Origin of the sequence: Xanthomonas sp. WHRI 1810A, assembly GCF_040202885.1 — a bacterium.
In the GTDB taxonomy this organism is placed as follows: domain Bacteria; phylum Pseudomonadota; class Gammaproteobacteria; order Pseudomonadales; family Pseudomonadaceae; genus Aquipseudomonas.
This window is the reverse complement of record NZ_JBEGED010000002.1, coordinates 423,850-437,213: the sequence shown is the minus strand read 5'-3', so window position 1 is coordinate 437,213 and position 13,364 is coordinate 423,850. Positions and strand designations below refer to the sequence as shown.

Sequence of the window (13,364 nt, the reverse complement as noted above, 5' to 3'; positions counted from 1 at the left end):
TGAGTTATTCCGTTTCCCTGTCCGCTCGCGCGTGTTCCAGCAAAATCTGCGCAAACTCCAACGCTGCACCCGACAGCGGTTCGCCTTTGCGTGTCAGGATTCCGTAATCCTGAGGCGCCAGATACAACGGCGTGTCCAATGGCCTGAGCAGGCCGCTGTCGATATGCGACCGGACCATGGACTCGGGCAGCATGGCGATCATCGGGCCGGTTTGCAGCACCTGGAGAAATGTCTGCATGGAGATCGTGTCGACGGTGTTCTTAGGGGTCGCAATACCGGCTTTCGCGAACGCCAGCTCCATACGGGCGCGGATGGGTGTGCCGACCGGGTACAAGATCCACGGCCATTTGCCTAGCTGTTCCAGTGGTGTAGGCCCCGCATCGCACAAGGGATGCCCACTGTTGACCACGATCTTGAACGGCTCCGGTGCCAGCGCCTGGAAGTCATAGCGATGTTGCTGCACTTCATCGGTGAAGCGGGCGACGGCCAGATCCAGTTTTTTTTCTTCCAGCATTTCCATCAGGTGATCGCTGGTTTGCTCCACGACTTCAATGGAGAGCAGTGGCCAATGCTGTTTGATTTCAACGATAGCGCGTGGGAGCGAGACAGCTGTCGCGGCGAAAATGCCGCCCACCCTCAAGTGGCCATGCCCGCCCTCGCGCAGGCTGATGATCTGCTCCACGAAGATGCTCGCATCGCTGAGCGAAAGTTTTGCATAACGCACCACGTGTTCGCCCAATGCCGTGGGCGGCATGCTCCGGGGAAGACGTTCGAACACTGCAAAGCCCAGCAGACTCTCCAGCTCCTTGAGCATTTTGCTGACGGCCGGCTGGCTGAGGTTCATTTGTTCGGCCGTCAGGTGCATGTTGCCCGTGCGCGCCAACGTGTCGATCAAGGTCAAGTGCTTGAATTTCAGCCGGCCACAGAAGCTGGAGAATGACAACGCAGACATAAACACTCCTCAACACACCGATAGCGTCACGTTATCAGTTGTTATGTATTTGTCATTGGAATTTATCAGTAGCGCGCTCTAGCGTGAGGGTCTCGCCGATCAGGTACTCATAATAATGCCAATAACACTTACTCCCGCGAACACCCTGCCGGCTGATGGCCTGGCGGGCACGCTTGTCGGCCGGGCATGGGTTCCCGGTCCTGTACCAGGCCCCTCGCCCGTCGTGATTCGCCCCGAAGGCGTGTTTGACGTGTCCGAGCGCTTTGCAACGCTGACTGATCTACTCGAACTGTCCGCACCTGCTGACGCCGTGCGTGAAACCCAGGGCCAGTTCGTCGCCACGATCGAGGACGTCCTGGCAAACTCCGGCACCGCCTGTGACCGTTCAAAGCCCTACCTGCTGGCGCCGGTGGATCTACACGTGATCAAAGCCGCGGGGGTGACCTTCGCCACCAGCATGATCGAGCGTGTGATCGAGGAACAAGCCGGCGGCGATGCGGCAAAAGCCCAGGCGGTGCGTGCGGTGGTGCAGGACGCGATCGGCGGCAGCCTGCGCAGTATCGAGCCTGGCTCTGAGCAAGCATCGCGGCTCAAGGCTTTATTGATAGAGCAAGGCATGTGGTCGCAGTACCTTGAGGTGGGGATCGGCCCCTACGCCGAGATTTTCACCAAGGCGCCCGTTCTGTCCGCCGTGGGCAGTGGCTGCGAAATCGGTATTCACCCTGAGTCCCAATGGAATAACCCGGAGCCGGAAGTGGTTCTGGCCGTCAACAGCCGCGGCCAGATCCAGGGTGCGACCCTGGGCAATGACGTCAATCTGCGTGACTTCGAAGGCCGCAGCGCGCTGCTCCTTGGCAAGGCAAAAGACAACAACGCGTCCTGTGCAATCGGCCCGTTTCTTCGTCTGTTTGATGACACCTTCTCGCTGGACGATGTGCGCCACTGCGTGGTGAACCTTGAGGTGCGTGGCGAACATGGCTACGTGATGTGCGGATCCAGCTCCATGGACCAGATAAGCCGTGATCCTGCAGATCTCGCCCGCCAGACACTCAACGCCAACCACCAATACCCGGACGGCTTCGTGTTATTTCTCGGCACATTGTTTGCGCCCACTGAAGATCGCGATCACCCCGGTGGCGGCTTTACACACAAGCTGGGCGATCAGGTGAGCATCAGCAGTGCGCTGCTGGGGGGCCTGCACAACCAGGTCGTCTACAGCGGCGACGCTCCCCCCTGGACGTTCGGCGTCAGTGCGCTGTTGCGCAATCTGGCGGCGCGAGGCCTCCTGGCCACTTGATGGACTCGGTAGGTCACAGCGTCACACCACTATAAAAATAAAAGCGAGGCCACCATGAACGTCCCTGCCAGCGCGTCAGAATCATCCACCCCCGACACCCGACAGTTGCGACGCGCTATCTTCACGGGCGCGGTTGGCAGCGCCCTCGAATACTACGATTTCGCGCTGTATGGACTCGCTTCAGCGCTGGTTTTCGGCAAGATATTCTTCCCTTCGCTCGGTACCACCGGTGCACTGCTTGCCAGTTTTGCAACCTACGGCGCAGGGTTTTTGGCGCGTCCGTTTGGCGGTCTGTTCTTTGGTTCGCTGGGTGATCGCAAAGGCCGCAAGCTGGTGCTGCTCCTGACGATCGGCCTGATGGGCCTGGCGACCACGCTGATCGGTGTGCTGCCTACCGGCAGTGCAGGCGCGGTCCTGCTGGTCATTCTGCGCCTGTTGCAAGGGTTCGGTGCCGGCGCAGAACAGTCAGGCGCCGCCACCCTGATGGCGGAACTGGCGCCACCCAAACGCCGCGGCTTTTATGCTGCGCTGCCCTTTATCGGCGTGTTCAGCGGCCTGGCGCTGGCGACCATCACTTTCCGGGTCATGCAGGCGTTGCTGACGCAGGACGAGATCCTGGCGTGGGGCTGGCGTCTGCCTTTTCTGGCCAGCATCGTGTTAATCGTCCTGGCGATCTGGATCCGCCTCAAACTCAAAGAAAGCCCGGTGTTCAAGCAATTGGCGGAATCAAAAAACGTCATCCAGTCGCCCATGCGTTCGGTGCTGCGCGGTGGCCGAAGGCCTCTGTTGGCGGCAAGCCTGATGCGGCTGGCGGAGACCGGCTGCTCAACGCTGTACACCACGGTTTCCATCGCGTTTCTCACCGGCTTCGCCATCAAACACAGCGCCGACAGCGGTGCCAATTACGGCACCATTGGCACCAACGCGGTGTTGTGGGCCAGTCTTGTCAGCATCATCACCACGCCGTTATTCGGCGCACTGTCCGATCGGGTGGGGCGCCTGATGGTGTATCGGGCGGGTGCTGTTTTCACCGCCCTGTGGGCTTTTCCCGCGTGGTGGATGATCGACACCGGCAACCCGACACTGGTGGCCATCGCGACCGTGGGCGGTTTCGCCGTGGGCGCCAACAGCATGCTCGGGGCGCAATGCGCGCATTTCACCGAGCTGTTCGGTAATCGCTACCGATATTCCGGCGTGGCGTTATCGCGGGAAGTGGGCGCCATGTTATCCGGCGGCCTGGTGCCGATTCTGGGGATCTTCCTGGTGGGCATCGCCGGCGGCGCCTATTGGGTGTTGGCCGCTTATACGGTTGTACTCGCGGCACTGACGATGGTTGGCACGCTGTTGTCCACCGAAACCCGAGGCCGCAGCCTGACCGACCTGACCGATGCCATCGGCAGTGGCGCTGTATTGAGCGAAGACGAACGTCGTTCGCAGCAGGCGGGCGCAGCGGCCTGACACTGTTTTTTGCGCATCGCGGCCATCTTCGACGATTCAACGGACCGCCAATGCGTCAACCTATTAGAGAGAAACGGAACATGAGCGAGACACCGAAACGCCCCTTACGCAGCCAGCAGTGGTTCGACGACCCTGAACACGCCGACATGACGGCCCTGTACGTTGAGCGCTACATGAACTACGGCCTCACTCGGGAGGAATTGCAGTCAGGTCGACCGATCATTGGTATCGCGCAAACCGGCAGCGACCTGACCCCTTGCAATCGCCACCACATCGAGCTGGCGCAACGGGTAAAAGCCGGCATTCGCGACGCGGGAGGCATCCCTATGGAGTTTCCGGTGCACCCCATTGCCGAGCAATCGCGGCGTCCGACGGCGGCCCTTGACCGCAATCTGGCGTACCTGGGCCTCGTGGAAATTCTGCACGGCTATCCCCTGGACGGCGTTGTGCTCACCACCGGCTGCGACAAAACCACGCCCGCGTGCCTGATGGCCGCAGCGACGACGGACTTGCCGGCCATCGTGTTATCTGGTGGGCCGATGCTGGACGGTCATTACAAAGGGCAACTGATCGGCTCGGGAACCGTGCTCTGGCACGCCCGAAACCTGATGGCGGCCGGTGACATCAATTACGACGGTTTTATGGAAATGACCACGGCGGCCTCGCCGTCGGTAGGCCACTGCAACACCATGGGCACGGCGCTGTCGATGAACGCCCTGGCCGAGGCGCTGGGGATGTCGTTGCCGGGGTGCGCCAGCATTCCTGCGCCGTATCGCGAGCGCGGACAGATGGCTTACGCCACGGGTAAACGCATCTGCGAATTGGTGCGCCAGGATGTGCGGCCGTCGCAGATAATGACCCGCGAGGCGTTCGAAAATGCCATTGCGGTCGCGTCGGCCCTGGGCGCCTCCAGCAACTGCCCGCCGCACCTGATCGCCATCGCCCGTCACATGGGTGTCGAGCTGAGCCTGGATGACTGGCAGCGCATCGGTGAAGACGTGCCGCTGTTGGTCAACTGCATGCCGGCCGGCAAATACCTGGGCGAGAGCTTTCATCGCGCTGGTGGCGTTCCTGCGGTGATGCATGAGCTGCAAAAGGCCGGGCTGTTGCATGAAGACTGTCAGTCCGTTTCGGGCAGGACCATCGGCGACATCGTGCGCAGCAGCGTCGCCAGTGACCAGGATGTGATCTACCCGTTCGAGACGCCGTTGAAACACCGCGCCGGCTTCATCGTACTGAGCGGCAATTTTTTCGACAGCGCGATCATGAAGATGTCAGTGGTGGGCGAGGCCTTTCGCAAGACCTACCTGTCTGAGCCTGGCGCGGAAAACAGCTTCGAAGCGCGAGCGATCGTATTCGAGGGGCCGGAGGATTATCACGCCAGAATCAATGATCCCGCGCTGGAGATAGACGAGCGCTGCATCCTCGTCATCCGTGGGGTCGGCAATGTCGGTTACCCCGGTAGCGCCGAGGTCGTCAACATGGCCCCTCCTGCCTCCATGATTAAAAGCGGTATCGACTCGCTGCCCTGCCTGGGGGATGGCCGCCAGAGCGGTACATCGGCCAGCCCGTCCATTCTGAACATGTCGCCCGAAGCGGCGGTGGGCGGTGGTCTGGCGTTACTCAAGACCAATGACCGCCTGCGGGTCGACCTCAATGCTCGCTCGGTCAATGCGCTGGTCTCTGACGAAGAAATGGCTGAGCGAGGTCGTGCCTGGGCGCCCAGCTATCCGGCATCGCAGACCCCGTGGCAGGAGCTGTATCGTCAACTCGTTGGCCAGTTGTCAACCGGCGGCTGCCTGGAGCCGGCAACGCTGCACCTCAAAGTCATCGCCCGCAGCGGCGGAGAGCCGCGTCATTCGCACTGATCTGGTCTGTTCAGCGTCTGCGGCCCGCACTGTGCTGTGACGAGGGGGCATCCTCTCAACGACAGTGCGGGTTCGGCTGTTGCCACACTACCCCACTTGGCCGAAGGCCTGCGCCAAATCAGCAATCAGGTCGTCGGCCGATTCCAGCCCCACGTTCAAACGCACCAGCGGCCCACCGAAGTCGGACTTTATTCGCGCAAGCTTGGGGTAAGCCATGACCAGGCTTGTGGTGCCGCCCCAGCTGAAGCCGAGCTTGAACAGGTCGAGCGCTTCCACGAAATGCTCCACACGTTCGGCGTTGAAGCTGTCGGCGAGGATGAAGGAAAACACGCTGGTGGACCCGGTGAAGTCTCGCGCCCAAAATTCGTGCCCGGGACAGTCAGTGAACGCCGGATGCAGAACCTGCGTCACGTCCGGACGCGCCTTGCACCAGGCCGCGACCTTCAACGCGGTGGCCTGCAACCGTTCAAGCCGTACGCCCAGTGTCTCCAGGCCACGCAGCGCCAGCGCACAATCGTCAGGCGACACCGCCAGCCCCAGCACCCGATGGGTCTGGCCAAGCCGCTCGTGCATGGCGGGGTCTTGGCTCGATACCGAGCCCAGCAGCAAATCGCTGTGGCCGCCGATGTATTTGGTCAGCGCCTGAATGCTGATGTCGACCCCGTGTGTGAAGGCGTCAAAGTACACGCCCGCTGCGTACGTGTTATCCAGCGCAACGGGTACGCCCGCGGCATGCGCAGCGGCGGTGATCGCGGGCACATCCTGAACTTCCATGGTGATCGAGCCGGGACTTTCACACCAGATCAGGTGCGTATTGGGCCTGATCAACCCGGCAATGCCTGCGCCGATCAACGGATCATAGGGTTCGACTTCAATCCCCAGACCGCCGAGCAAACCTGCGGCCAGTTCGCGGTTGGGTCCGTAGGCACTTTCCGGCAACAGCACATGGGAGCCAGCGCGGCACAGGCACAGATAAACCAGCAGAATCGCCGCCTGGCCGCCCGGTGTGATGAAGCAGCCATGGGCTTTTTCCAGCTCCGCCACGCGCAATGCCAACTCGCGAGTGGTCGGTGTGCCATACAGCCCGTAGCTATAGCGGTCCTGATGCCAATCGTCCGCCGCATCCTTCAGGCGCGGAAACACCACGGTCGAACCTCGGTGCAACGCCGGCGCCAGTGAGCGAAATCCTGGCGGCACCTGGACTTGAGAATGCACTAACGTGGTGTGCCAGTGCCGGTTGTCTGGATCATTCATGAGGGCGTCCTTCTGTCTCGATGTGACCAACAGACGCAATGCGCCCAAGGACGTTCATCAGGACTGCCATACGGCGCCATGGAACATGACGTTGCCTGCGCCCTGCCCCAGTGTCGACGGCATAATTAGTGAATTGGATTCTGCGTATTACGGATTTTTGAGCCGGGATACATCCTGAATTCTCCAATAACCTAGTTGAAACCAGATTGGAGAAATACCTATGCAGTCCTCACCCGTGGCAGACGCCACAGCGATACCCGCAGCGGCGCAGTCACGTTCAGGGCTTCAGATCCTGATCATGGCGGTCGCAGCCTTTATCATCGTGACCACTGAGTTTCTCATCGTCGGTTTGCTGCCTGCACTGGCCCGTGATCTGAACATCTCGATCACCCTGGCCGGTCAGGTCGTGACCCTGTTCGCGTTCACCGTGATGCTGTTCGGGCCGGTGTTGACCGCCAAACTGGCCCATGTGGAACGCAAGAAACTGTTCGTCATCATCCTGATGGTGTTCGCCGCCTCCAATATGCTTGCTGCGGTAGCGACCAACATTTGGGTGCTGGCCCTTGCCCGCTTCATTCCAGCGCTCGGGCTTCCGGTGTTCTGGGGCACGGCCAGTGAGACCGCCGGCCAGCTGGCCGGGCCGGGCAAATCCGGCAAAGCGGTGGCGAAAGTCTATCTGGGCATTTCGGCGGCGCTGGTGTTTGGCGTGCCGTTGGGCACCGTGGCGGCAGACACCGTCGGCTGGCGCGGCAGCTTCTGGATTCTCGCCGGTCTGGCGTTCTTCATTGGCATCCTGATGCACTTCGTGATGCCCAAGCTCCCGGTCTCGGGCGGCTCACACCCTGACCAGAAGCAAACCGCGATCCTGCGCGAACCACGCTTCCTGGCCCATGTGCTGTTGTCGGTACTGACGTTCACCGCGATGTTCACCGCTTACACCTACCTGGCGGACATCCTTGAAACACTGGGCGGCGTGCCTGCTGGCCAGGTGGGCTGGTGGCTGATGGGCTTCGGTGCCGTCGGCATGATCGGTAATTACCTGGGCGGCAGCATGGTCGACCGCAAACCCCTCGGCGCCATGGTGGTGTTCCTGGTGATTCTCGGCGGCGGCATGCTCGCGGCCGTGCCGTTGGCGTCTCAGCATATCTGGCTGATTGTGGCGCTGGCGGCGTGGGGCATTGCGTACACCGCGCTGTTCCCGATCTGCCAGGTCCGCGTCATGCATGCCGGAGCCAAGGCCCAGGCGCTGGCCGCCACCATGAACATCTCTGCAGCGAACGCCGGCATTGGCCTGGGCGCCATCTTCGGCGGCCTGGGTATCGGCCACTTCGGCCTGGATTCCCTCGGCGTCATCGCCACCGCCATTGCAGCGCTGGCGGTCATCGTCGCGCTGCTCATGATGCGCGGCACACGCCAGTAAACAGGCCAGTGACAGCCGCCCCTTCGGCGGGCGGCTGCCACCCTTAATGAGGACACCCCCATGAGACTCAGCATTCTTGACCATTCCCCCGTGGATTTCGGCGGCACGCCCGGCGACGCCCTCTGGGCCACCACTCGCCTGGCGCAGAAAGCCGAAGCATTGGGCTACGAGCGTTGTTGGGTCGCCGAGCATCACCAGTCCGATGTCCAGGCCGGTAGCAGCCCCGAGCTGCTGATGATGCAGATCGCCGCCCACACCCGGACCATCCGGGTGGGCTCCGGCGGCATCATGCTCCCGCATTACAGCGCCTACAAAGTGGCCGAAACTGCCCGCGTGCTGGAAGCGTTATACCCCGGCCGTGTTGACCTTGGCGTCGGTCGGGCCCCAGGCGCGGACCGCCGTGTGACTCACGCACTCAACGACGAGAAAGGCCGTCTTCTGCCCTTCCCCGTCAAACTCAACGACCTCAAGGGTTTGCTCCTCGATGACCTTGACGGGACAAGCCTTGAGGCCAGCTCGATCCATGCGGCGCCGCGAATCTCGACGCTGCCCGAGCTGCACGTGCTGGGCGCCAGTGGCAGCACGGCCGAACTGGCCGCCAGCGAAGGCTTCGGCTTCACCTTTGCGCACTTCATCAACCCCCATAACCAGGATGGCGCCGCGGCGGCCGATCATTACCTGAGCCATTTCAGGCCGTCGAAACTGCACGCCGAGCCCAGCGTTATCGTGACCATTTTTGCCGTCGTGGCCGAAACCGACGCACAGGCGCAGACGCTGGCCATCAGTTTTGACGACTGGCTGTTGCAGGCAGAGTCGGCCACCCCGGCGCACTCGCTGATGCCGCCTGACACGGTGAACCCTGCCAGGTACACCGCCGAAGAGCGAGACCGCATCCGGCTCAACCGCAAGCGCGTCGTGATCGGCGACGGTCCGTCTGCCCTCGAGCAGTTGCGAAGGGTCGCGGCCCAATACCAGACCGACCAGATCATGGTGATCCCGATGATGCCGGGCGAAGACAATCGCCAGCGAGCGATTGAAGTGCTCGCCGCGGCGAACCGTGAATCACAGTGTGCTGCCTGATATTAAGTGTATGGTGGGGCGTAGACACCCGTACGAGTGCCCTTCCCTCAGCAGGAAGTTCGTGTCCGAACCCTCATTCCAGGACGCCGGGCAGTGTCCGTCGGCGTGGACGTGCAGGAGTATCACGTGGAAGGCATTGGCAAGCGCATCAGGCTTGAAAGATTGAGACTAGGCCTGAGTCAGGCAAAGTTTGCGCACATCGGAGGCGTCGCTGCCAACGCGCAAGGGCATTACGAAAGTGGCTATCGCAAGCCCAAGGCCGATTACCTGTTCAAACTGGCGGGTGTGGGCGTCGACATCAGTTTTCTGGTGACGGGAAGTCGACCTGCGTCAGCGGCGGAGTTACAGCTGGCCAGGACGAGAAGTCTGTATCCCCAGGCAGACACTCCTTACCCGGCAGCCGATCAGTACGAAGCCAAAGCCATCGAGCACCTGCACCAAAGCCTGTGGACCATCGCCAGTGCCTTGGTCGATCTTCATCAACTGAAGGACCATGACGACCCGCGTACCCCCGAAGACCACCTCCGGGAATACCTCGCGGTGCTGGATGCGGAGGCCCGTTGAGTTGAACTGTTACCCAAGCTGAAACGCACTCAGCGCAAGCCGAACCCCAGTCGTTTCAACTCCGCCACCAACGCCTCGCGACCATGAAGGTTGCTGACGCTCTGTAGCCGGCTGATCACCTGCCCGGACCAGCCGGACGCCTTCATGCCTTCTTGCCGGTAAAACGCCCCCAGCCTCTCATCGTATTGTTCGATGGCGACGGCCTCGGCCTCCACCGAATACGTTTCGTTGTGCAAGACCGCCGCCTGCGGCAACCGCAGTTTGACCTTGGCCGGTCGATCCGGGTCTGGACAACCCACGCACAAACCAAACACCGGGTACACCTGGGGCGGCAGTTCCAGGACTTTGGCGACGCTGTCGATGTCATTGCGAATCGCGCCGATGTAGACACTGCCCAGCCCCAGCGACTCCAGCGCGACCACGGCATTCTGTGCGGCCAGTGCGGCATCGATGGTGCCGAGGAGCAGGCTTTCCAGATACGGCACCGCCTGCAATTCGACGCCCTCGCGCTCGGCTATCCGGCTGACTCTGGAGAGGTCCGCCAGCCAGACCAGAAACAGCGGCGCCTGCAGAATGTGCGCCTGATTGCCCGCAAGCTTGGCCAGGCGTGCCTTGCGATCAGGGTCCTGGACGGCCACGACGCTCCAGACCTGCAGGTTCGACGAACTGGCGGCGGACTGCGCCGCGGCGATCATCGCCTCCAGCGTGCCCTCCGGTAACGGCGCATCGGTGAAGGCGCGCACGCTGCGATGATCGAGCAACTGGTCGATCATCGGGCTCCAGCTGGCGGGCGCCTGAATGTCTGCCTGGCCGTAACGCAAGGCCAGGCGTTTTTGCGTCGAGTCGGTCATGGGTCAGTTCCGGGAAAGAAGGCCCGAAGCATAAAAGAATTGGGCACCGCACTGGGCTTCCTGAATTTTTCGTCATGTCAGCGGCGCGGACCTGACCGTTCATCGCGCGGCCAGCAACGTTCGAAGCATTTCCAGCGCGGCCAGAAGTCAGAACGCAAGAGTAACGGCACAACGCCCGCTTTTACGCTCTGTTAACCATGACGAAGAGGCTCACTACATGAATAAGAAACTGAGTTACACGTTAGCAATGGCCAGCCTGACCTGCGCGCTGTCCATGCCTTTGATGGCTGCCTCCAACACCAGTTCAAGCAGCTCGAGTGACAGTGCTGGAGAGTCCTCTCGCCCTGCCGGCACCAACGGCGCCAACACCACCGGCACCGCACTGCCGGGCTCCGGCGGCGAAGCCGGTAGCGGCGGCAATTCGAGCTCTGGCAATCGCACCCCGTCCGGGGCCGGTTCCAGTGCCAACAGCACGGGTGGTACGGAAAGTCCGAAACCCGGTGCAGGGGCCAGCGCTCCGTAAGCGGTCGTTATCCCTCTGGCCAGGTCCGGCGCCCGCCTGACTTGGCCAACTCCCCCCGTTGAACTGCTACATTCCCTCCCCAGTGCGCTGCACGCGTGCTCACCGTTCAAACAGCCTGCCGAAGTGGCTCAGCGCACCCTGTGTCATCCCCCATCCGTTAAAAGCACTAGACCGTCCATGCCTGCATTGAACAAGCATCAGCTCGGTGAAACCGGCCGTTTGAGCTGGGGAATACTCACCTTCACCCACCCGATGCTGAATGCGCATGCGCCCAAGCAACGCGAGAACCGGGTGGTCAACAATTTCTTCAAGGTCGAAGCGCCCTTCAGCGCATGGCTGTATCTGGAGGTGGCCGCCGGGGAGGAAGTCGCAGCCGGTCAGCGCCTGGGCGTGTTCAAGGACCTTTTCGGTGCCCCGCAGGCCGAGTTGGTGGCGCCGTATGCCGGGCTGGTCCTGATGATCGTCAACCACCCGATTGTCGAGCAGGGTGAATGGCTGATCAGCCTGGCGCCGCTGGAGCGCTGACCGAGCACGCTGCGCCCCCTCTCCTGCTTTATTCGCACCCGCCGGCCGTTCAGCGCCGTTGGAACTTGGCACACCGGGGTTGATCCCATGGGGCCCGAGTACCGATGAGGAGTTGCTGTGAAGTACGTGAAGTCGCTGTCGAGTGTGGTGTTGATGACGGCCCTGGCCAGTCAGGTGGCGCAAGCCGCTGTGGCGGTGCAGACCGAAGCGGGCGCCGTGGCAGGCGTGGTGAACAAGGGTGTCGAAGCGTTCAAGGGCATCCCGTTCGCCGCCGCACCGGTGGGCCCGCTACGCTGGCGCGCGCCTCAGCCGGCCACGCCCTGGACCGGGGTCAAAACCGCCGATCGCTACGGCAGTGACTGCATGCAGAAGCCGGTGGCCAATGACGCCGCGCCGTTGGGTACACCGCCCTCGGAGGACTGCCTGTACCTGAATGTGTGGAAACCCGCGCAAGCCGCCAAAAAACAACCGGTCATGGTCTGGATCTATGGCGGCGGTTTCCTGAATGGCGGCGCGTCGACACCGGTCTACTCCGGCGAGCCGCTGGCCAGAGAAGGCATCGTCGTGGTGAGTTTCAACTACCGCGTCGGGCGCTTCGGCTTCTTTGCTCACCCGCAACTGGACAAGCAGCGGGCCGGCAAGGAACCCATCGGCAATTACGGCTTCATGGACCAGATCGCCGCGCTGGAATGGGTCAAGCGCAACATCGCCTCCTTTGGTGGCGATCCGGACAACGTCACGCTGGTGGGCGAATCGGCCGGCGGCATGTCGGTGCACACGTTGCTGACCTCGCCCAAGTCCCAGGGGCTGTTCCAGAAAGCCGTGATCCAGTCCGGCGGCGACGGAAACTTGATGATGAGCGACCTGAACACCGCGCAACAGGCCGGTACGGCGTTTGCCCTGTCGCAGGGCATCGCCGCTGATGATGCGCATGCGGTCGAGAAGCTCCGCGCGCTGCCGGCCGATGCCATCCGGGGCAACCTGAACATGATGACCCTGTTCCAGAAGCCATCCGGACCACCCACCTTCACCCTGCCCCTGTACGACGGTCACCTGGCAGTCGACGCAGTAAAGGCCTACCACGCCGGCGATTTTGCCCACGTGCCGGTCATGGTCGGCGCCACCACCGATGACTTGCTGGGTCCGGACGGCGCCATGGTCAAGGGCGCCAGGTCGGTGGCCGACCTGCTGTCGTCCAAGGGCGTTCCCGTGTACCGCTATCGCTTCGGCTACGTGGCCGAGTCGCTCCAGGCGCAACAGCCGCAGGGCGCCAGACATGCCAGCGAGATTCCGTATTTCTTCGGCACGGCGGCCACAAAGCTGGGCGAGAAAATGACTGAACGTGATCGCAACGCGAGCCAGATCGCCAACGGTTACCTGGTCAATTTCATAAAGGCTGGCAACCCCAACAGCGGACTGCTGCCGGACTGGCCGGTGTACACACCAACGTCCCGTTCGACGCTGGATTTCACCGCACAAGGCAGCGCGTCGGCGTCCTGGTAACCGCTGAACCCGGGGGTGGACTCATGGGGTCCTCCCCTCCCGGTTCCTAAAATGAATTTCATCGATGGC

General features: G+C 62.1%; 12 protein-coding genes. 9 read left to right on the top strand and 3 right to left on the bottom strand.

Annotated elements, in window-relative coordinates; genetic code table 11:
• Positions 1–4 precede the first annotated feature (4 nt).
• Positions 5–952: a LysR family transcriptional regulator gene (locus ABQX22_RS05255; protein ID WP_349797198.1), complete on the bottom strand. Its 948-nt coding sequence runs from the start codon at positions 950–952 to the stop codon at positions 5–7.
• A gap of 223 nt (positions 953–1,175) precedes the next feature.
• Between ABQX22_RS05255 and ABQX22_RS05250 the strand changes: the two genes are divergently transcribed.
• The 3 genes from ABQX22_RS05250 to ABQX22_RS05240 all read left to right on the top strand — a co-directional run bounded on the left by ABQX22_RS05250 (position 1,176) and on the right by ABQX22_RS05240 (position 5,575).
• Complete coding sequence (locus tag ABQX22_RS05250; protein ID WP_349797196.1) at positions 1,176–2,249, top strand: fumarylacetoacetate hydrolase family protein; 1,074 nt, start codon at positions 1,176–1,178, stop codon at positions 2,247–2,249.
• A 54-nt stretch (positions 2,250–2,303) separates the two neighbouring features.
• Complete coding sequence (locus ABQX22_RS05245) at positions 2,304–3,707, top strand: MFS transporter (RefSeq protein WP_349797194.1); 1,404 nt, start codon at positions 2,304–2,306, stop codon at positions 3,705–3,707.
• Between the two features lie 80 nt (positions 3,708–3,787).
• Positions 3,788–5,575: an IlvD/Edd family dehydratase gene (locus tag ABQX22_RS05240; RefSeq protein ID WP_349797192.1), complete on the top strand. Its 1,788-nt coding sequence runs from the start codon at positions 3,788–3,790 to the stop codon at positions 5,573–5,575.
• 87 nt (positions 5,576–5,662) lie between these two features.
• On the opposite strand, the gene ABQX22_RS05235 is transcribed toward ABQX22_RS05240, so the two are convergent.
• Positions 5,663–6,829 (bottom strand): cystathionine beta-lyase, encoded by a 1,167-nt coding sequence (locus tag ABQX22_RS05235; RefSeq protein ID WP_349797189.1) that lies wholly within the window; start codon positions 6,827–6,829, stop codon positions 5,663–5,665.
• Between the two features lie 220 nt (positions 6,830–7,049).
• Between ABQX22_RS05235 and ABQX22_RS05230 the strand changes: the two genes are divergently transcribed.
• The 3 genes from ABQX22_RS05230 to ABQX22_RS05220 all read left to right on the top strand — a co-directional run bounded on the left by ABQX22_RS05230 (position 7,050) and on the right by ABQX22_RS05220 (position 9,893).
• Entirely contained in the window at positions 7,050–8,249 is a 1,200-nt protein-coding gene (locus tag ABQX22_RS05230) for an MFS transporter (protein ID WP_349797187.1), read from the top strand.
• 60 nt (positions 8,250–8,309) lie between these two features.
• On the top strand, positions 8,310–9,329 hold the full coding sequence (locus ABQX22_RS05225; RefSeq protein ID WP_349797185.1) for an MsnO8 family LLM class oxidoreductase: 1,020 nt from the start codon (positions 8,310–8,312) through the stop codon (positions 9,327–9,329).
• Positions 9,330–9,422: 93 nt separating this feature from the next.
• The gene (locus ABQX22_RS05220; protein WP_349797183.1) at positions 9,423–9,893 is read left to right on the top strand and encodes a helix-turn-helix domain-containing protein; all 471 of its coding nucleotides are present in this window, start codon (positions 9,423–9,425) and stop codon (positions 9,891–9,893) included.
• A 29-nt stretch (positions 9,894–9,922) separates the two neighbouring features.
• Here the strand turns inward: ABQX22_RS05220 and ABQX22_RS05215 are convergent, their stop codons facing one another.
• Positions 9,923–10,744, bottom strand: a complete 822-nt coding sequence (locus tag ABQX22_RS05215) for an NADPH-dependent oxidoreductase (RefSeq protein ID WP_349797181.1) — start codon at positions 10,742–10,744, stop codon at positions 9,923–9,925.
• Between the two features lie 217 nt (positions 10,745–10,961).
• On the opposite strand from ABQX22_RS05215, the gene ABQX22_RS05210 reads away from it, so the two are divergent.
• From ABQX22_RS05210 to ABQX22_RS05200, 3 genes are all read left to right on the top strand, one after another.
• On the top strand, positions 10,962–11,267 hold the full coding sequence (locus ABQX22_RS05210) for a hypothetical protein (RefSeq protein WP_349797179.1): 306 nt from the start codon (positions 10,962–10,964) through the stop codon (positions 11,265–11,267).
• 177 nt (positions 11,268–11,444) lie between these two features.
• Positions 11,445–11,792, top strand: a complete 348-nt coding sequence (locus ABQX22_RS05205; RefSeq protein WP_349797177.1) for a hypothetical protein — start codon at positions 11,445–11,447, stop codon at positions 11,790–11,792.
• Between the two features lie 117 nt (positions 11,793–11,909).
• Positions 11,910–13,295 (top strand): carboxylesterase/lipase family protein, encoded by a 1,386-nt coding sequence (locus ABQX22_RS05200; RefSeq protein WP_349797175.1) that lies wholly within the window; start codon positions 11,910–11,912, stop codon positions 13,293–13,295.
• Positions 13,296–13,364: the final 69 nt, after the last annotated feature.